The sequence below is a fragment of the Profundibacter amoris genome (genome assembly GCF_003544895.1).
In the GTDB taxonomy this organism is placed as follows: Bacteria; Pseudomonadota; Alphaproteobacteria; order Rhodobacterales; family Rhodobacteraceae; genus Profundibacter; species Profundibacter amoris.
The window spans coordinates 294,202-315,273 of sequence record NZ_CP032125.1; the positions used below are offsets into that span (position 1 = coordinate 294,202).

Annotated in this window: 13 protein-coding genes; 9 read left to right on the top strand and 4 right to left on the bottom strand. The window is 54.9% G+C overall.

Features of this window, described 5'->3' with window-relative positions:
* The first annotated feature begins 21 nt into the window (after positions 1-21).
* The 9 genes from BAR1_RS01480 (at position 22) to BAR1_RS01520 (ending at position 12,796) form a co-directional block, all read left to right on the top strand.
* Positions 22-1,758 (top strand): type I secretion system permease/ATPase, encoded by a 1,737-nt coding sequence (locus BAR1_RS01480; protein WP_118941381.1) that lies wholly within the window; start codon positions 22-24, stop codon positions 1,756-1,758.
* On the top strand, positions 1,755-3,065 hold the full coding sequence (locus BAR1_RS01485) for an HlyD family type I secretion periplasmic adaptor subunit (RefSeq protein ID WP_118941382.1): 1,311 nt from the start codon (positions 1,755-1,757) through the stop codon (positions 3,063-3,065). The genes BAR1_RS01480 and BAR1_RS01485 overlap by 4 nt, the downstream gene beginning before the upstream one ends.
* A gap of 69 nt (positions 3,066-3,134) precedes the next feature.
* Positions 3,135-3,599 (top strand): RidA family protein, encoded by a 465-nt coding sequence (locus tag BAR1_RS01490; protein ID WP_118941383.1) that lies wholly within the window; start codon positions 3,135-3,137, stop codon positions 3,597-3,599.
* On the top strand, positions 3,596-4,366 hold the full coding sequence (locus tag BAR1_RS01495) for a glycerophosphodiester phosphodiesterase family protein (RefSeq protein ID WP_118941384.1): 771 nt from the start codon (positions 3,596-3,598) through the stop codon (positions 4,364-4,366). The genes BAR1_RS01490 and BAR1_RS01495 overlap by 4 nt, the downstream gene beginning before the upstream one ends.
* A gap of 405 nt (positions 4,367-4,771) precedes the next feature.
* Complete coding sequence (locus BAR1_RS01500; protein ID WP_118941385.1) at positions 4,772-6,796, top strand: dynamin family protein; 2,025 nt, start codon at positions 4,772-4,774, stop codon at positions 6,794-6,796.
* Between the two features lie 33 nt (positions 6,797-6,829).
* A complete protein-coding gene (locus BAR1_RS01505) occupies positions 6,830-8,506 on the top strand; it encodes a dynamin family protein (protein WP_118941386.1) in 1,677 nt (558 codons plus the stop codon).
* Between the two features lie 253 nt (positions 8,507-8,759).
* Positions 8,760-8,984: a hypothetical protein gene (locus BAR1_RS01510; protein ID WP_118941387.1), complete on the top strand. Its 225-nt coding sequence runs from the start codon at positions 8,760-8,762 to the stop codon at positions 8,982-8,984.
* A gap of 495 nt (positions 8,985-9,479) precedes the next feature.
* Positions 9,480-11,495, top strand: coding sequence for a dynamin family protein (locus tag BAR1_RS01515; protein WP_162891627.1), 2,016 nt, complete (start codon positions 9,480-9,482; stop codon positions 11,493-11,495).
* Complete coding sequence (locus BAR1_RS01520) at positions 11,492-12,796, top strand: dynamin family protein (RefSeq protein ID WP_118941389.1); 1,305 nt, start codon at positions 11,492-11,494, stop codon at positions 12,794-12,796. The genes BAR1_RS01515 and BAR1_RS01520 overlap by 4 nt, the downstream gene beginning before the upstream one ends.
* 148 nt (positions 12,797-12,944) lie before the next feature.
* Here BAR1_RS01520 and BAR1_RS01525 read toward each other — a convergent pair whose 3' ends face one another.
* The 4 genes from BAR1_RS01525 to BAR1_RS01540 form a co-directional block, all read right to left on the bottom strand.
* Positions 12,945-15,476 carry a heavy metal translocating P-type ATPase gene (locus BAR1_RS01525; RefSeq protein ID WP_118941390.1) on the bottom strand — a complete coding sequence of 844 codons (2,532 nt, stop codon included), beginning with the start codon at positions 15,474-15,476 and terminating at the stop codon, positions 12,945-12,947.
* Between the two features lie 58 nt (positions 15,477-15,534).
* The gene (locus BAR1_RS01530; protein WP_228408663.1) at positions 15,535-16,563 is read right to left on the bottom strand and encodes a LacI family DNA-binding transcriptional regulator; all 1,029 of its coding nucleotides are present in this window, start codon (positions 16,561-16,563) and stop codon (positions 15,535-15,537) included.
* A gap of 170 nt (positions 16,564-16,733) precedes the next feature.
* A complete protein-coding gene (locus tag BAR1_RS01535; protein WP_118941391.1) occupies positions 16,734-19,946 on the bottom strand; it encodes an efflux RND transporter permease subunit in 3,213 nt (1,070 codons plus the stop codon).
* Entirely contained in the window at positions 19,939-20,901 is a 963-nt protein-coding gene (locus BAR1_RS01540; RefSeq protein ID WP_118941392.1) for an efflux RND transporter periplasmic adaptor subunit, read from the bottom strand. Before BAR1_RS01540 ends, BAR1_RS01535 begins: the two co-directional genes overlap by 8 nt.
* Between the last annotated feature and the right edge of the window lie 171 nt (positions 20,902-21,072).

Genomic DNA, 21,072 nt, shown 5'->3' on the forward strand with positions numbered 1-21,072 from the left:
TTGGTGAATGAAAGAGGCAAGATGCGGCAAGCAGATCGTAGTAATGGTTTGGTAGAACTGAAAGACGCAAGACGAAAGAGCAGGGCCTTGTTCTGGGCTGTTGGCCTGTTCAGCGTTTTTGTGAATTTGCTGATGCTGACAGGCCCTCTTTATATGTTGCAAGTCTATGACCGTGTATTAGGGAGCCGGTCCGAGGAAACCCTGCTGGCATTGTCCATTCTGGTGGCTTTTCTGTTTATAATCATGGGGTTGCTTGATTACGCCCGTGGGCGGGTTTTGGCGCGGATCGGGGCGCGGTTTCAGTCGGAACTGGACGGACGGGTGTTTTCCGCTGTGCTGCGGGCCAGCGCACGCGGGTTTGGGGCCAACCTGACCAACAGCGCCCTGCGCGATCTCGAGGCGGTGCAGCGGTTGCTGTCCTCCCCTGTATTAAGCGCGATTTTCGATATTCCCTGGACGCCGTTTTTCATTGCCGGGATATTCATGTTCCACCCATGGCTGGGGTTTCTGGCGGTTTTCGGCGGGGCATTTCTGGTGCTGATCACGATTCTGAACCAGATAATGACCCGCAAACCTGTGCTTGAGTCCACCACAGCCGCCCTGTTTGCCGACCGGATGGCCGACCAGTTGCGCAGCGAATCCGAACTTGTGCAAAGTCTGGGGATGCGGGGCGCCGTATTCCAACGCTGGGAACAGGCGCGCGAAAAGGCGCTGGCCGCCAATATTCATGCCTCGGACAGTGGCGGTGGCTTTGCCGTACTGACCAAGACGTTTCGCATGTTCCTGCAGTCCGCCATGCTGGGGCTTGGGGCCTATCTGGTGTTGCAGAACCAGTTGACGGCAGGGGCGATGATTGCAGGCTCTATTCTGATGGGGCGGGCATTGGCGCCGATTGAACAGGCGATCGGGCAGTGGGCATTGGTGCAACGTGCCTCCAAAGGTTGGGAAAACCTGACCGCTCTTTTATCCGAAGTCCCGGTCGAACAACCCCGCACTGCCCTGCCCAAACCAAGGGCCGTTTTGCTGGCGGATCAGGTGACGGTGGTGCCACCGGGTCAACAGCAGGCCTCGTTGCGGATGGTCAGTTTTGCATTGAATCCCGGGCAGGCGATGGGGGTGATCGGGCCTTCGGGGGCCGGCAAAACGACCCTTGCCCGCGCCATTACCGGCGTTTGGCGCGCGGCGGGTGGCAAGATCAGGCTGGATGGGGCATCGCTGGATCAATATGATCCTGATGTATTGGGCCAGCACATTGGTTACCTGCCCCAACGGGTGCAGCTGTTTGACGGCACGATTGCCGAAAACATTGCCCGCCTGTCGTTGCAACCCGATGATGCGGCTGTGGTAAAGGCCGCGCAAAAAGCCGCCGCACATGAAATGATACTGGCCTTTCCCGAAGGGTATGACACGCGGGTTTCCGCCAATGGCGGGCGGTTGTCTGGCGGGCAATTACAACGGATCGGGCTGGCGCGGGCGATGTATGGTGATCCGGTGATCCTTGTTCTGGACGAGCCGAACTCGAATCTTGATAATGAAGGGTCGCAAGCCTTGAACGCGGCGATCAAACAGATGAAAGCCGACGGTGGTGCGGTGCTGATTATGGCGCATCGTCCGGCGGCGATTCAGGAATGTGATTTGCTGATGGTGCTGGAGGGCGGCGCCCGCAAGGCGTTCGGGCCAAAGGATGACATCCTGCGCGAGATGGTCAAAAACCACGAACAAATACGCAGCAATGCGGGCAAAGGGGGGGTGACATGAGCACAGCCAAGAACAAGGGCTGGTCGCCGCGAACCCCGCTGATAATCGGTTTTCTGGCCATACTGTTGCTGGTTGGCGGTTTCGGCACATGGTCGGTGATGGCCAATATTTCCGGTGCAGTCGTGGCCAGTGGCCAGATCGAAGTTGACCAAAACCGACAGGTGGTGCAGCACCCCGATGGTGGGGTGATTTCCAAGATCAATGTGCAAGAGGGGGATCTGGTTGACGAAGGCGATATCCTGATCCGGCTGGACCCGACCAACCTGACCTCTGAACTGGTGGTGGTCGAGGGGCAGTTGTTCGAACTGATGGCGCGTCGTGGCCGGCTTGAGGCCGAGAGGGACGGGGCCGGGGCGATCACCTTTGATCCCGAGTTGATCAAGGCGGCGGATAGCTCGAATGATGCCAAAACCCTGATGCAGGGCCAGCAAAGACTGTTCAAGGCAAGGCAGGATTCTATGGCGCAAGAGATTGCGCAGATGCAAAAACAGCGCAACCAGATTTCTGACCAGATAGGTGGAATAAAGGCCCAGCAAACCGCGCTGGAAACCCAGCTGGAACTGATCAATGAAGAACTGGAAAACCAGCAAACCCTGTTGGACCGTGGTTTGGCGCAGGCGTCGCGGGTGTTAAGCCTGCAACGCGAGGATGCGCGGCTGCGCGGCACAATGGGCGAACTGGCCGCGACCAAAGCCCAGGCCGAAAGCCGGATCACGGAAATTGACATCGAGGTTCTGAAGTATGGCACCAAACGACGGGAAGAGGCCATAACCCGCCTGCGTGATCTGCAATTTCGCGAACTGGAGCTGACGGAAAAACGTAGCGCCCTGAAAGAACGCTTGTCGCGTCTGGATATCCGCGCCCCGCTGGCGGGGGTGGTATACGGAATGCAGTTTTTTGCACCCCGTTCGGTGATCCGCCCTGCTGATCCGGTTTTATATCTGGTTCCGCAGGACCGCCCGCTGGTGATCGCAGCCAAGGTGCAAACCATCAACATTGACCAGATTTTCGTCGGACAAGAGGTTATTTTGCGCTTTCCGGCCTTTGATTCCCGCACCACACCGGAATTGCGGGGCAGGGTGGTAAAGGTTTCGGCGGATGCCTTCACGGATGAACGAACCGGAATCAGTTATTACCGCTCTGAAATTGTGTTGCTTGAGGGTGAAACGGATAAACTGCCCCAAGGCGCAACCCTGATACCGGGGATGCCGGTGCAGGCGTTTATCCGCACCAATGACCGCACGCCATTGGCCTATTTGATCAAGCCATTTACCGATTATTTTGCCAAAGCCTTTCGTGAAGGGTGATTTTGCGGTTTTCCTGCGGGGCAATCACGGTTAGCGTCTGGTCAAATTCTAATCCAACGGAGATGCCAGATGAGCCATGATTACGAAGCCCGCCTGAAAGAACTGGGCATTACCCTGCCTGACGCCCCTGCACCTGCCGCAAATTATGTGCCATATGTTATTGTCGGGGATCTGGTGTTTGTGTCGGGGCAAATCTCGAACGGGCCGGACGGGCTGATATTGGGAAAACTGGGCGATGACATGGATGTTGAAGCGGGTGCCGCCGCCGCGAAAACCTGCGCGCTGGGCCTTGTGGCACAGCTAAAGGCCGCCTGTGATGGTGATCTGTCACGGTTGGTACGGGTGGTGAAACTGGGCGGTTTTGTGAATTCGACCCCCGACTTTACCCAGCAGCCGCAAGTGGTGAACGGCGCCTCGGATTTTCTGGTCGAACTGTTCGGCGATGCAGGGCGCCACGCCCGCGCCGCCGTAAGTGCGCCGGCTTTGCCGCTGGGTGTTGCTGTTGAAATCGAAGGCATTTTCCAAATCAAATGACAACGCTTTCCGACAGATTTTTCCAGCGCCCGCTGGCCCATCGCGGGTATCATGATGCCTCGGCCGGAGTTCTGGAAAATTCCCGTACGGCTTTTGATGCGGCGGTCGAGGCCGGTTATGGCATTGAACTGGATGTGCAATTGTCCAAAGACGGGCATGCGATGGTGTTTCATGATTACGAATTGTCCCGTTTGACAAATGGACGCGGGGCTATTCGCACCCGCACCCGCGATGAATTGGTGGATATACCGCTGAAAGGCATGGATGAAACGATCCCGACTTTGCCTGATATCCTGGCTCTGGTTGACGGGCGCACACCGCTTCTGATTGAATTAAAGGATCAGGACGGGGCGATGGGCCCCGATGTCGGACCGTTGGAAACTTCGGTGGCCAAGGCTTTGTTGGAGTATAGCGGCCCCGTTGCTGTGATGAGTTTCAATCCCTATTCGATTGCCGAACTGGCCAAGGCGTCCCCTCAAACCCCGCGCGGGCTTGTCAGTTGCTCATACCCTGCGGAACATTGGCCATTGCTGAATGAAAAAACCCGCGACAGGCTGCGTGCCATTCCTGATTATGATAAAGTCGGCGCTTGTTTTATCAGCCATCGCTATGATGATTTACAAAACCCGCGGGTGGCTGAACTGAAGGCCAAAGGGGCACATATCAACTGCTGGACGGTCCGAAGCGTTGAGGCCGAGGCCGAAGCCAGGTTGATTGCTGATATGATTACATTCGAAGGGTATGCAGCAAAAACCCCCGTTGATTAACTGTTTGAAAAGAATCAGAAAGAATCACTAAACGAGGGTGGCCAACTTTTACCGCTGAAGAGATCGGGTGATGCCATTCAAGGCAGTGAACTGGTGATTGTGGTAATCGCGGCACATGTTGAAGTGGGTGCCGTTGCGATAGGCCGCGAAGCCTGATTAAGCGGATATCTTGATGATTGTTAGGTATATAAGTGTATGAAAAACATAGAGAAAAATTGTAGATGGTGCTGTGTTAAATTTTGAAAGGTTATAGGTATTCAGAATACTTTGATCACCTTTCAAAATTATTGAATCCATCACCGCGACGCTGTTTCGCCATGTTTTTAACAAACTTATAATAGACATTGTTTCTGGTTCGGGCACATTCGTCTGAAACACGAAGGATTTAAATTGGTGGGAAAAGTAATGGATTCTCAAGCAGGCGTAAAAAACAATCATCTTCTAAAGATGAGAGCAGAAGTATTATCCGGATTCATCAGTGCACTAGATGAGGTGCGGGTTGCTGCAACATGTCTGGCTGATGACAATGACGAGCGTATATCAAAACGCGGTGCCGGCCTGATACGCAAGATCGACAGCTTTGCCCCCAGCATCACTCTGATTGGCCAGGTCAAGGCGGGTAAGACCGCATTGGTCAATGCCATGGTGGGCATCCCCGGTTTACTGCCATCTGATGTAAATCCCTGGACATCGGTTGTAACCGAATTGCAGGTTAACCGGAAATTGGCTGATGGTGACCGCAAGGCACGGTTTACGTTCTTCAATCGCAGTGAATGGGACAATCTGGTTTCAACCGGTGGGCGACTGGGTGAGCTGGCCGGACGCGCCGGTGCAACCGAAGAAGCCGAAAAGGTACAGCAACAAATCGTAGAAATGCGCGACAAAACCGAGGCCCGTCTGGGTAGCAGTTTTGAGCTGTTGCTGGGGAAATCCCATAAGTATGGTTATTACGACAACGAATTGATTCAGCGTTATGTTTGCGTTGGCGATCCCGACGACGAAGAACTGGATCCAAGCAACAAGCGGGGGCGGTTTGCGGATATCACCAAGTCGGCCGAGCTGGCGGTGGAAATCCCGCAGTTTCCAATTTCGATGCGGTTTCGCGACACACCCGGTGTGAATGATACATTTATGGTGCGGGAACAGGCCACATTGAAAAGCCTGCGCGGTTCGGAAATCTGTCTGGTTGTTTTATCGGCACACCAAGCCCTGAACACCACCGATATGGCTTTGATCCGGATGATGTCGAACTTTGAAAAACGGCAGGTTATCCTGTATGTGAACCGGATCGACGAGCTGGAGAATCCGAGCGAACAAATCGCCGAGATCCGTGAAAATATCCGGGAAACACTAAAGACATTTTCGGTGTCGGAAGACAGCGAAATTGTTTTCGGTAGTGCCAAGTGGGCAGAAGCAGCCCTGTCCGGTGATCTGGATGCGCTAAGCGAAGACAGCCAGAATGCCCTGTTGAATTATGCATCTGCCCGACCAGAAGTAGACGCGGCCGATTCGAATGACCACACATGGATCCTGTCGGGGATTCCAGCGTTGATGGAGGCTGTTTACAAACGTGTTCTGGAAGGATCCGGGAAGCGTCTGGTGGACAGCATGGGATCACAGCTCTCGAATATCTATAATGAAATTAAAGCCGAGAAAAGCGCCGTACATCAGCTACATGACAGTGGCGAAGTCGTTCTTCTGGAAACAGACGAGGTTAAGCAGGCGCTGGAAGATTTGTCCAAGGACAGTGCTGCCAAACTACAGAAAACCGTTGATACATTGCGCAATAACCTGCATGCGCGTCTGGATCGCGCCCAGAGCAGTTTTGTTCGTCGGGCCACGGATGCGCTGATTGCCCATCTGGATCGCTTCGGGGAGCAGGATACCTGGCAATATGATGCAACTGGCCTGCGCTTGTTGTTCCGGTCGGCCTATGTCCAGTTTGCGGCGACATTGAAGAAACAGGCTGCAACCCTCTATGCCGATACTGCAACATCAATCGAGGATATCTATTACCGCGCGGTCGGTGTTGAAATTGACGGGTTCAAAATCGAAGCCCCCGCCGTTCCGACAGCCCCGCCGCCGGTTGTTCTGGCCCGCACCATTGCGCTGGACCTGAACAGCAACTGGTGGCGCCGCTGGTGGCAAAAGCGCAAAGGATTTGAGGCGTTTGCCAAGGATTATTCTTCGCTGATACAGGCCGAAGTCGCGTCTTTGGTGCAAGAGCTGGAAGGATCGCAGATTTCGGAAGTGTTGGACGAAGTGCAGCGCAGGCTACACGATTTCGTTCAGGAACAGCGTGATACCCTGGTCATTATCTCGGAAAACCGGGGCAAAGAGCCGCTACTTCTGGTGAACAAGACAAGCGACAAATCAGTCCAGATCGCATTGGAAGATGCGCTTGCAGCAATCGAGAAATTCGCAGCGTAATCAATCGCGCTGGTGATATGGAGAGCATATAAGATGAACGTACCTAGTCGAGATGAAGCCATCCGTTCCGTGACGGCGAGAGAAATGGACCGGCTTTCGCGCTGGGCCAGCCGCAAGCCGGTCATTGCTCTGATGGGGGAATTCAGTTCGGGTAAGTCAACTTTGTTGAACATGCTGGTTGGCCAGTCAATTTTGCCAACGCAAGTTACCGCCACCCGGTTGCCGCCCGTATGGTTGCGGCATGGGGACAAGTCGCCTTTCTGGGTCGATCGCAATGGGGACCGGCATGATGTGGCAATTGATGATCTGTCATCGGTTCCTGTTAAAGAAGCGCGATATATCCGCATTTACGCCATCTCAGAACAGTTGGAAAAATGCGATCTGATCGACACCCCCGGTATTTCGGACCCGAACATTCCAACCGATAGCTGGATCAACACGATTGGTTATGCCAACTCGGTTCTGTGGTGCACCCACGCCGGTCAGGCATGGCGTGAAAGCGAACGCAGCCAGTGGGAGGCCCTGCCTGAACGGCTGCGCGAGAACAGCCTGCTATTGGTGACCCGTGCCGACAAGATCGTTTCGCGCGAGGATCTGGATAAAATCAACCGACGCCTGCAACGTGAAACCAACGATTTGTTCAGCTCGCATCGCTTCATTTCGTTGACGCTGGCCTTGCGTGCCCGCCAAGGAGAGGACCAGAACAACCTGTGGGTCAGAAGTGGCGGCGAGGCTTTTATGAAAAGCCTCGATGGGATAATCGCAAGAATTAACCAGAAGCGCCAAAAGGAATTGGGGCGTTACCGGTCTACCGGCGGGCCTGTTGGCGCCGTTCGCGACAATGTTTCAATTCTTCGCCCGACCCGCGTCCGGCCGAATGATCCAGCAAGGCAGAAGGCGCGTCTGGATGCAACGGATGCTACAAACCTGCGCAGTGGTGCCTTGGGTCCGGTTGCTGAGGGTGAGGACGAAACCGCAGTTGATCGGGAAACGGATGACATTCTGGCCGAGGCCGAAAAGCCCATGGTGCTGGAAAAAACCGAAGAAGTTTCATCTGTAGAAGTGGAAATGAAGGCATCCGACGTGCCGGATGATGAAACTGTAGCGGAAGCGATTGAAGAGCCGATTGAGGTCGAGGAAGTCCTGCAAAATATCGAGGCCCCCAACCCCGAAGAATATATCGCGGACAATGCCGGGGAACCAGCAAACGTAATGGGTGAAACGCAAGCGCCTATCAACGAGTTGCAGGAAACTGATGATCAACATGATGATGCGGAAGACCAGGTTGATGATGCCGAAAACCAAGCGACAACAGATGGTCAGCCAGAAGAGCAGGCCGTTGATGTAGAAGAAGACGCGCGTTTGTTTCTGGATCAGATGAGCAAAATGGGTGATATTCAGAGCGACGATACAATTCTGGAACCCGATGCCAACGAGGAGATTCAGGAGAAAGAGGCCGAGGCCAAAGATATCCTGAATGTTGTCTCGAAAATCGCTGCCGTGTCCGACGAGGGCCCCGAGGCGAATGTTTCGGATGAGGTAACAGCCGAGAAGGCAGATAGCGAATATGAGCGCTCACAGTCCCCCAGTGAAGTCTGGAAGGAGATTCTGGCCTCGCAGGATATTGAAACCATGCCGCAAATGATCGAAGCCATTTCACAGTTGCTTGAGCGGCTTGATCGCAAACATTTTGATTCTGAAGCAGCCTGAATGCGGTCTGCTCGACGCATTAATGGCTCCCCTCTTCCCTATCGTTGGTGACAATCTGGGAAGGGGGCATCGCATTCTCTTTTATAACTGAAGCATGCCCTTAAGCGGAGTTTTCGCGCAGATAAAACAACCATAAGGGGAAAACACCATAGTTTGGTCATACTATGACGCTACAATTATCACAATTGTTTCTTAAAAAAGTACAGGATTTAATTGCAATATTTACCAGTGGTACATTTGAAAGGGTTCAGCAATGTCTGACGGCAGTAAAGTTTTAATAGTCTCTTTCGGGACATTCTCGTGCACTCTGGAAGAGTTCAATGATTCATTCGAAGCGATGAAAGAGGTTACCGGTTTCTTTCAGGAACTTGTTAAAGGGGATCCGACTTTTGGAGTTGAACCTTCAGCGCCCGAGCTTGGCGAGGTTGGGAACCTACAGATTGAAAAAAACCCACGGGACCTGTCAGTCGTTAACTAATCCGAAGTTTTTTCGTCGCATAGGCGAAAGCGGCAAACAAATATACTGACAAGATGAAATAATGAATTGCACGGATTGCCACGCATTTAATCATTTTGTGGTGCCGTTCAACTTGTGACTACGACTAGTTTTTATTTGGAAAAATGTGAGGTTCGAGTGAATGGGTGAATTGGCATTCTATTGGTTGGAATTTATTCTTGGCAGTATTCGCTCTATGATATCTATTTGTTTGGCGAAATATAAATATTCCCAAAGTGGAATAGAAAACTGCGCATGTATGGCTTGCAAGGAGAGTGAAAATACTTCACTAAATCCCGACCAATGTGTTCGGAATTTTTATTTGCCAAACACAAAATACCCGACAATCGCACCGATGAATATTTTTAAACCTTTTCGCCTATCAATGGTTGGTTAACAGATATGGAAACCGAAGCAGCCACTCTTTTTCAAGAGCACAGAGTTGGTGAACAGCTACAAAGCGTTAAAGCCAGCTTGTTGGGACTGCTACATCAATTGGGCAGCCTGTCTGATGGTGCGTTAAAGGAACGTCTTGGGCCGGTTGAAAAACGGCTTATGGAAAATCAGGCCCGGGTTGCGGTCATTGGCCAGGTGAAGGCCGGAAAATCCAGCCTGATAAACTGCTTGATCAGAAAACCGGAATTCCTGCCATCGGACATCAATCCGTGGACGTCGATTGTAACGCAGCTCCACTTTGCGCACCCTTCAGGGCAAACCAGTGGTGCAATATTCCGCTTTTTCGACGAAGAACAATGGTACCAGCTGGCCACACGCGGCGGGCGTCTGGGTGAACTGACCGACGGGTTGCTGGAAGATTACAAAAGCGAGCAGTTGTTTGATCAGGTCGATGCCATGCGCGAGCGGGCAAAGATGCGGCTGAGTGATAAATTTGAAGCGCTGCTGGGGCAGTCGCACAAGTTTAACACAATAAACAGTGAAATCATGTCGCGGTATGTCTGTGCAGGTGACTGCCCGGATACACCCGTTAAAAAATCAGTCGCTGGTCGTTTCAGCGATATCACGCGCGCTGCCGAGGTGTTTTTCGAGCAAGACCCGTTTGGGTGCCCGATGTGCATTATGGACACACCGGGTATCAATGACCCGCTATTGATCCGCGAAGAGATTACCCAGCAGAGCCTGGAAACAGCAGATTACTTTGTGGTTGTCCTGTCTGCGCATCAATCCCTGACAAATGTTGATCTGCGGCTGATCCGCTTGCTTAAGGCGCTAAATCAGGACCAGATTGTCGTTTTTGTAAATCGGGTTGACGAGGTTACGGCCTCGGCTGACGAGTTGGAAAAATTGCGCAAACGGGTTGTCGGGCAGCTAAGGAGAGAGCTGAACGGCAAAGAAGTGCCGGTGATTCTGGGGAGTGCTGCATGGGCTGACTATGCGCTGACCGAGAATGATGAATACCTTGATCCTGATGTCTTGCAGGATTTCGTTCAGGTTTGCGGTCTGGAGGAGCAGGTCGAAAAGAGCACACCAGCCGATCTGGTAAATGCTGAAATGCGTGCTTCGGCCTATGTGGCTTCCGGTTTGCCAAAACTGGAAGAAGCATTGTCGGACATGATCTATCACAAGGCCGCCGCGACTGATTTGATCGAGGCAGTGACCGATCTTGAAAACCTGTCCCGCCAAACGATCGAGCAAACGCGCGTCCGGATTGATAATCTGATCCGCGAAGACGCCAACGCGGCCCCCATTCTGACCCGTGAAGAAAAAGACCAGTTGGTGATTCTCGCGCGCGCCCAGATCAAATCTGTTTTCAAATCCCTGAAAGTAAGCGCAGCCGAGGGCTGGGAGGAACTGCAGGCCGATCTGGCATTCACGATAAACGGGTATTCGGACAATTATTATGAGACCATCCTTGCCGAGATCGCCGACCTGAAGCGTGGCGAGACATATCAGTGTGACCTTGATCCGTTGCGGGAGACCCTAAGGGAGCATTACACGCTGGCATTTGAAGCAATCCGCAACAGTCTGGTTGACGAGATTGTCATCCTTAACCAGTCATTGGGCGCGGAATTCTGCGAAGAGATACGTGACCATATGAAGGCCGTTCGGGCAAATACATGGTTTCTGGGAACATTGCTGCCGAAAACCGACGCTTTATACAGGACTGTTTCGCTGGATTTGACCGCCAGTTGGCTGAACGGGTTGCTGGGGTTCCCACGGGGCAAAATCCGTCAGGCTGTTGATACCGCCAGCAAGCAGTTCAGGGATATCTGTTCGGAAATGGTGGGCAAAGGACGTTCGGATATCGAAACAGCGATTGAGCGTTTGATGGGGGAATATATTGATGATGTATCCCAACATTTGGATGTGTTTTCCGAGCAGGGCAAAGACGGCAAGGTACACACCAATCAGGAAAACCGCACCCGTAAACGGACAATGCAGCAATCCTCGAATGATCTGGAAACAGCCGAGATGCTGGTGGAAACCCTTGTTGAAATCAGATCAATGCTAGAAGCGTCGGGCGGTGCCAAATGAAACATTCAGCAATCGAGCAAAAGCAGCTTTCGTTCCTGCAAGATTTTATTGCCAAGACAGACCCCGACCTGGGTTCGATACCAAAAGAAGCAGGCCCCCTGCGGCAGCTTGCCCGAAAGCTGTTCAACCGGTTGCGCACGCCAGTAAGGTTCATTGTCGCCGGGGAATTCAGTGCAGGAAAATCAACGCTTACAAATCTGCTGGTGGGTAAAAATTTGATCCCGACCAGTGTTTTGGCCAGTGAACTGCCGCCGTTGTTGTTTCGCTATGGTGCCACAACGCAAATTGCCGCTGGTTGGTGGGATCAGAAGAAACTGATGCCGGTTAAGGATGTAGATTTCGATGCAGCCGTAAAGATGGATCCGGATTTCATTCTGGTAACAACCCCCAATCCATTCCTGAAGGATATCAACATCTTTGATAGTCCGGGGACAAGCGACCCACTTAGCAATGACAGCAAGATGCAGCATCTTGTCAAAAGCTCCGAGGCGACGATCTGGTGCACGAATGCAGTCCAGGCCTGGCGCGAGAGTGAGCGTTATACCTGGTCCAGCCTGCCTGCAATTAACCGTAAGAACAGCATTCTGGCCGTCACCCATACTGATCTGCCAGCCGTTAAACGTGGCATAGACAGGGTTATGGCGCGTGTTCAAAAAGAGGCCGGAGAGTTTTTTAAAACCATCGTGCCCGTCGCTGCGCCCAAGGCGTCAAAGGCGGCTCCTGACGGGGTTGTTCAGGATAAAGAAGCCTGGGCGGCGCATGGCGGCGAAGCAATATTCACAGCTATCAGGGAAATAGCAGAGCCAATTCGGGAAAAGAAACTGGCAGACGCAACCGCTATTATCGAGAGCCAACTTATCCCCTTTTTCGAGAGGCTGAAGTCGCGAGATAGTGCAGACGAGGCCACAAGCAAGGCACCAATTCAGCCACTGGAATTAAAGGCAGGTGGTGCAAAGACACAGGCAGAGGTTCCGGAATCCCCGCTATTGGCGGAGTGGAACAACAAGACACGGGATCTCATTGCCACCATCGAAAAATCCGATGACACGGATGTAAGCAAGCTCATTCAATCCAGTTGCAATATTGTGATGGAGATGACGGATACGCTGACACTGATTGATCCGCAAACCCCGGAAATTGAATGGCTCACAAACCAGTTTCAGGAGGCGTTGGACCAATTGTTCCTGATGCAACTTGAAACCGGCGACGAGCCGCTGGAAACAACCACGCTTCTTTTGTTGCAGCTAAGCCGCGATATGGAACAGGCCACCACACGGACAAATATTTCCCGTGTAAGTTAAAGGCCGTTTGACCCGACGCTGAATTAATAAGTTGTATTAGTTCTGACCTCACCAGACACCGCCCCCGTATCAGCGAACTGAACCGTAAGCGGCGGGCCTATTGATGGGGCCCCCGCGGTAAATCGGCTACCGACTTCCCGGCCTATGGTCAGGCCTGCACTTCCAATGAGCCGCGCAAGCCGGGGGTGTTTGTTTCCCCATCCGCCGTTGCGCCCGTGTTTGCTTGCGCAGGCTTCACCCAGCGCAGTCGCAGCGCGTTGGTCAGCACGAACACGCTGGACAGTGACATGGCCCCTGCCGCCAGCATCGGCGATAACAGGATGCCGTAAAACGGATAAAGAACCCCCGCCGCCACCGGCACCAGCACCACGTTATAAGCAAACGCCCAGAACAGGTTCTGCCTGATATTGCGCATTGTGCGCTGGCTGATGTCGAATGCGTTCACCACCCCGTTCAAATCCCCCGACATCAGCACCACATCCGCCGCTTCAATTGCCACATCCGTGCCGGTGCCAATGGCGATACCCACATCCGCTGTGGCCAGCGCAGGCGCGTCATTGATGCCGTCACCCACATAGGCCAGTTTGGTGCCGCCCTTGCGTAATTCTTCCAGTGCCGCGACTTTGCCGTCGGGCAGGACTTCGGCCACCACATGGTCAATGCCCAGTTCAGCGGCAATCGCATTCGCGGTTCCCTGGTTGTCGCCGGTGATCATTGCCACTTTCAACCCCAGATCATGCAGCGCCTTGATCGCCTCGCGGGTGGTTGGTTTGATCGGGTCCGACACGGCAATTGCCGCCGCCGCCACTCCGTCAATGGCAATATATAACGGCGTTTTGCCGTCTTTGCCCAAGGCATCACCCTGCGCCTGAAACCCCTTTAGCGGGATTTTTTCGCGGGTCATCAGACGGTCGGCGCCGATCAGAACCTGTTTGCCATCCACTGTGGCCTGCACCCCGTATCCGGTGATCGAGGTGAAATCATCCACCATCGGCAAGGTCATGTTTTTCGCCTTGGCCGCCCGCACAATCGCCTTGGCAATCGGATGTTCCGAAGTGCCCTCGACCGCCGCCGCAATGCGCAAAACATCGTCATAGATAAACCCTTTGCCAATGGAATAATCGGTCAATTCCGGGTGGCCTTCGGTCAGGGTGCCGGTTTTGTCCAATGCCACGATGCGGGCCTCTTGCAGCATTTGCAGAGCGTCGCCCTTGCGAAATAGCACGCCCATTTCGGCGGCCCGTCCGGTGCCCACCATGATCGAGGTCGGCGTGGCCAGACCCATCGCGCAGGGGCAGGCGATGATCAGAACGGAAACACCCGCAACCAGCGCAAAGCCAAGGGCAGGGTCAGGGCCGAAGCCCAGCCAGACCAGCACGGTCAGCGCGGCCAGAACCAGCACGATTGGCACAAAGATGGCGGTGATTTTATCGACCAGCCCCTGAATTGGCAGCTTGGCCCCCTGCGCCTGTTCGACCATCTGGATGATCTGCGCCAGCACCGTATCGGCCCCCACATTGGTGGCGCGAAACACCAAAGCACCTTCGCCGTTGATGGTGCTACCGATCACTTCGGCACCTTCGGATTTTTCAACCGGTATCGGCTCACCGGTGATCATGCTTTCCTCGACATAGGAATGGCCGCTGATTACCTCGCCATCCACCGCAATCTTTTCACCGGGACGTACATGGATGATGTCGCCTTGCACGATCAGGTCCAGCGGCAGTTCGACAACCTCGCCACCCCGTTCAACCCGTGCGGTTTTGGCTTGTAGGCCAACCAGCTTGCGGATCGCTTCGCCGGTGCGCCCCTTGGCGCGGGCCTCGAGGTAACGGCCCAGCAGGATCAGCACGATGATCACGGCGGCGGCCTCGAAATAGACATTTGCGGTGCCTTCGGGCAGCAGGTTTGGCAGGAAGGTCGCCACCACAGAAAAACTGTAGGCGGCGGCGGTGCCAAGGGCGACCAGCGAATTCATTTCCGGCGCGCCTTTCAGCAGGGCGGGGATGCCCAGTTTGTAGAACCGCAGGCCGGGACCAAACAGCACCAGCGTGGTCAGGACGAATTGCATGTAGCGGCTGTTTTGATCGCCAATGGTGGCGTTCACCCAGTCGCGCACGCCGGGGATGAAATGGCCGCCCATTTCAACGGCAAACACCGGAAAGGCAAGGATTGCGGCGATTATGGTCAGCCGTCCAAGGTGGCTGATTTCCTCGGCCTTGCGCTCGGCCTTGTCATCTACATCGGCCTGATCGCCCGATTTCACCTTGGCGGGATAGCCCGAGTCGGTGGCTATTTTGATCAGGATGGCCACATCGGTGGCCTTGGCGGCATAGCGGATGGTGGCGGTTTCGGTGGCCAGATTGACCGAGACATCCAGCACCCCGTCTGCTGCCGCCAATGCCTTGTCCACACGCCCCACGCAGGAGGCACAGGACATGCCTTCGATTTCCAGTGTCACTTCTTGGGTCGCGGCGGGATAGCCCGCATCAGAAAGCGCGTTGATCAGGGTTTCGGTGGTGGCCGGATCGGAATAGGTGATCTGTGCGGTTTCGGCGGCCAGATTGACGGTCGCCGTTTCCACGCCTTCAACCGCGTTCAGCGCTTTTTCGGCACGGCCTGAACATGAGGCGCAGTTCAGGCCGGTGACTTGTAGGGATAGGGTTTTGGAATCGCTCATGGCACACCTGTGGAATCATTGTTTCAGGCCACAGATAGGGGTTCCAGTTGGTGGAAGGTCAAGAGCGTATTAACGTGTCGCCGAATTGCAGCTTTGGCGTCAGTTCAACCCGCTGCGGCGCGTCTTCGCCACGGGAACGGGCGGCGATGATTTCAGCGGCGGCGCGGCCAATTTTATGGCGCTCGGCGTCCATTGTGGCCAGTTGTTTGGGCAGACCATTCAACAGTTCAACCCCGTTGAACCCAGCCAGCCCGACCTGTCCGGGCACATCAATGCCGTTGGCCAGACAATAGAGCAACCCGCCAGCCCCGATCATATCGTTGGAATAATACAGAAAATCCAGATCGGGCGAACGTTTCAGAATTGCCTCGGTCATCTCGCGGCCCTTTACCAGTGCCGAGCCGCCAGAATAGAATTCCTGATCGGAAATCTCGATTCCGGCATCGGCCAGCGCTTCGCTAAACCCTTCGAACCGTTTGCGGGCGCGGTGGTCCAGCGGCATGTTGGTGCCCATAAAGCCGATTTCGCGATAGCCCGCCTTGATGATGGCTTCGGCCATTTCGCGGCCTGCGCGGCGTTGTGACACACCAACGATGGCATCTATCGGGTCGCCGTCCAGATCCATGATTTCCACAATCGGTACATCGGCGTTGCGCATCATGGCGCGGGCGGCGTCGGTGTGTTCCAGACCGGCGATGATAACGCCGGAAGGGCGCCACGACAACATTTCAAACAGCACGGATTCCTCTTTTTCCGGCTGGTAGTTGGTGACGCCGAACACCGGCTGCAACGGGGTTTCGTCCAGCACCTCGTTGATGCTGGTCAGGACCTCGGGGAATACCATGTTTGAAAGGGACGGTATAATCACCGCCACCAGATTGACCCGCTGGCTGGCCAGCGCGCCGGCGATCTTGTTGGGGACATAGCCCAGCCGTTTGGCCGCTTCAGTGACTTTCAGGCGGGTGGCGTCCGACACATCGCCGCGATTGCGCAAAACACGGCTGACGGTCATTTCGCTCACGCCCGAGGCCTCGGAGACGTCGCGCAGGGTCAGCGGGCGTTTGGGCGGTGTGGTCGGCGATGACACGAATGAATTTCCTGTTATGGCGTTTACACACTTGTTACAGGCAAAATTTCATCTTGTCCAAGGTTGATCTATTGCCTATGATAGCGCTAACAGAATGATCCGGTTCTGTTTCGGCAAGGTCGGATAGCAGAAGGGGAGCGGTGGGCCAACAACGCTCCCCTTTATTTTGCCTACATTTTGAAGACGCGATAGATAGCCGGAATGACCAGCACGGTCAGCAGCGTGGATGTGGCCAACCCGAACAGCAGCGAAATTGCCAGCCCTTGGAAAATCGGGTCCGACAGGATCACGCCCGCGCCGATCATCGCCGCAAGAGCCGTCAGCAGGATCGGTTTGAAACGTGTGGCCCCGGCGGCGATCAGGATATCCAGATCAACGCGGCCTTCACCCTCGTTCCTGATGAAATCGACCAGCAGGATCGAGTTTCGCACAATAATCCCCGCCAGCGCGATGAAGCCGATCATTGATGTGGCCGAGAAGGGGGCGTTGAACAACCAGTGGCCGAACATGATGCCAAGGAAGGTCAGCGGTACAGGCGTCAGGATCACCAGCGGCAATCGGAACGACCCGAACTGCGCCACCACAAGGATATAAATGCCCAACAGGGCCACGCCGAATGCCGCGCCCATGTCGCGGAAGGTGACCCATGTGACCTCCCATTCGCCATCCCACAGCAGGGTGACGTTTTCCTCTTCTGTGGGCATACCATGCAGGCTGATTTCAGGTTTTTCCATGTCGGACCAGTCCATCTTGTCCAACTCGTTCGCAACCGCCAACATGCCGTATAGAGGGGCTTCGAACCGGCCGGCCATTTCGCCCATAACCATTTCGGCATAGCGCCCATTATGGCGGAAGATGGGGAAAGATGCGCGTTCTTCAACAATCCGCACCACATCGCCCAATTCGACCACACCGCGATCACCCGGCAGCACGTTGGTTGGCACTGGGGTTGCCAGCATACGTTCGTCGATCACGCGGTCCCCACGATCACGGCCAACCACGATCGGGATCGGTTGACGGCCGTTGCTGCGGTGGGAATATCCAACCGTGATCTGGCTGTTCAGCATCCGCAGGGTATCCAGCGCATCGCTTTCCTGAACGTGGTAGAACTCCAGATCATCCGCGACCAGTTCGGCCCGTTTCTGGCGTGGTTGCACCCCAAAGCTGTCGTCCACATCGACGATATAGGGCACGGCCTCAAAGGCCTGACGAATGCGGCGTGCAGCTTCGCGGCGGGTTTCGGCATCGGGGCCGTATACCTCGGCCAGCAGGGTGGCGATAACGGGCGGGCCGGGGGGCGGCTCGACTGTTTTGATGTTGGTGCCGGGGGGGACATCCATCGCGGTCAGCAATTCACGCAATTCCAGCGCGATTTCGTGGCTGGTGCGGGTCCGTTCGCCCTTGGCCAACAGGTTGATTTGCACGTCGCCCAATTCCGGCAGTTGGCGCAGGAAGTAATGGCGCACCAAGCCGTTAAAATTGAACGGCGCAGCCGTGCCGGAATAGGTTTGGACCGAAACAACCTCGTCCAGCCCAAGCGCGATTTTGGCGGCCTGTTGGGCCACCGCATCCGTTGCCTCGACCGAGGCCCCTTCGGGCAGGTCGATCACCACTGATAATTCGGATTTATTGTCGAACGGCAGCAGTTTGACGGTAACATCCTTGGTATAAAGTGCCGCCAAAGACCCGAACGAGGCCACTACGACGATCAGTAAAAATACAAGGCTGACAATTTTGTAACGCAGGACCGGACGGGCAAAGGCGACATAGAGTTTGCCCAGTTTGCCACCGGCTTCCGCATCCTCGTCATGATGCAGTTCGGCTTTGCCTGCGATTTTCATCATCAGCCACGGGGTGACCATCACCGCGACAAAGAATGAAATGATCATTGCAGCCGAGGCATTGGCCGGAATCGGGCTCATGTATGGACCCATCAGGCCGGACACAAACAGCATCGGCAACAGGGCGACAACAACCGTCAGGGTGGCGACGATTGTGGGGTTTCCGACCTCGGCCACGGCTTCGATCGCGGCGCTGAACCGGGTCTGGCCCTTGCGCTTCATCCCCCAGTGGCGGGCAATGTTTTCGATCACCACAATCGCATCATCCACCAGAATCCCGATGGAAAAGATCAGTGCGAACAGGGAAACGCGGTTCAGCGTATAGCCCATCAACCAGGACGCAAACAGCGTCATCAGAATGGTCATCGGGATGACAACGGCCACCACCACGGCCTCGCGCCAGCCGATCGCGATGAACACCAGTGCGACGATGGAAACGGTGGCAAGGCCCAGATGGAACAGCAGTTCGTTGGCTTTTTCATCTGCGGTTTCACCGTAGTCACGGGTGATTTCCACTTCCATCGTGTCGGGGATCAGGGTGCCTTCCAGTGTTTCCACCTTTTCCAGAATGGCTTCGGCGACCTTGACGGCATTTGATCCCGCGCGTTTGGCAATGGCCAGTGTAACGGCGGGCAGGCGTTCGATTTCGCCGTTATCGGCGCGGTGCAGGGTGGCAACATGGACTTCGTCCAGATCAATCGCATAGGTCACATCGGCCACATCGCGCACATAGACGGGCCGGCCATCACGCGAAGTCAGCAACAGGTTGCCGATCTGGTCCGGTGTCGACAGGGTTTCGCCCAGAATAAAGGCGATCTGTTCGCCGTTGTCGCGCACTGTGCCGGCCGGCGAGGCCGAGTTGGCACCCTGAACCTTGCCCACCAGCTGTTGTAGCGTCACACCGTAAAGCGCCAGTTTTTCGGGATCGGGGGCGACGCGCAGCGCGTCCGAGGTTTCCCCAACAATAAAGGTCAGCCCGACATCGTCGATTTTGGCGATTTCGGAATTTACCTCGCGTACAATGCGGGTGATGTCATTGGCCGTTATCGTGTCCTGCCCCGGTTTCGGGGAAAAGGTCAGGGTGACAATGGCAACGTCGTTAATGCCGCGCCCCACAACCAGCGGGTCGGGGATGCCGACGGGGATGCGGTCCATATTGGCGCGCAGTTTGTCATAGACGCGCAAAATGGCGGTTTCGGCGTCAACGCCGACAAGGAAACGCGCCGTCACCATAACCTGATTGTCGCGGGTCGAGGAATAGACATGTTCGACCTGATCAATACCTTTGACGATGTTCTCCAACGGCTCGGTAACCAGTTTCACCGCATCTTCCGCTTTCAGACCTGCAGCCTGAACGTGGATGTCCACCAGCGGCACAGAAATTTGCGGTTCTTCCTCGCGCGGCAGGCTGGAAAGGGCGATCAACCCCAAAGCAAATGCTGCCAGCATAAATAATGGCGTCAAGGGCGAGGTTATGAAACTACGGGTCAGGCGACCGGCAATGCCCAGCGCACCTGTTTGACCGATATGACTATCATTCATGGCTGTTCACCAGTTTATCGCCAGCAGAAACGCCGGTCAGAACTTCTTTCCAGACTTTTTCGTCACGCATAACGGTAGCACCCAGAACGACAGCGCGGCGCATTTCTTCGCCGTTGATTTCAAGGGTAACAAAGTCAATGCCGCCATGCATGGAGACCGCCGATTCAGGGACCAGAATTGCTTTGCGCTCGCCAACAGGCAGGCGCACCGGAACGCGGCGCCCGACAAAACGGTCGTTCAGTCCCGGGACTTCTACATCGGCCAGCACCCGTCCGTTTTCGATTTGCGGATAGACCTTGGCCAATGTGCCGCTCTGGCCATCGCTCATTTCAATACTGTCGCCTTCGTGCAGGTTGGCCGCATGGCGTTCCGGTACGGACAGGCGCAGGAACGACCCGCCGCCGCCAATCACCGCAACGCTTTCCCCCGGATTGATCACCGAGCCTTTGGAGGGTGGCACCGAAAGAACCACACCGGCTTCGGGGGATAGGACCTCGCCTTCGGAAACCTGTTGTTTGATCACCAGTTGCTGGGCCTCGACTCCACGTATTTCGCCATTCAAAACATCGACTTGCGATTGTAACTGGCTAAGGCGCTGGGCTGTAATTGTGCCGCGCTTGATCAGTTCCTGACCGCGCTCCAGATCCTCGACCGCCGTTTTCAGGCGGGCGTTCAACGCAGAGATCTGGGCATCCAGTGCTTCCAGCTGGAATTCAAGTTTGTCATCTTTGATCAGGGCAACCTTTTGCCCTTCGGTTACCATGTCCCCTTCGGTTACCAGCAGTTCAATAATCGTGCCCCCGATACGCGCCCGTGCGGGCACCCTGTCACGGGTTTCGATCACACCATAGACCGCTTTCCATTCGGTAATCGGCTGCGGGGTAAGTGTCAGGGTTTCTGCCTGAGCAATGGATGCACCAAGCAAAGTGATAATAAGAGGCAGCGAGAGTTTCATTTCCGGTGTCCTTTTGCCAGTGCTTAAGACAGATCAATCCTATCTTGCGTTAGCCGAGCCCATTTTGGAAGGGGTGAATCTTTAACATATTCGTAATAGCGAATATGAATAGCGGACAAGAATTGTCAAGTAAACCCCGCAATTGGCAGGTGCGGCGAAAAATCCAACAAG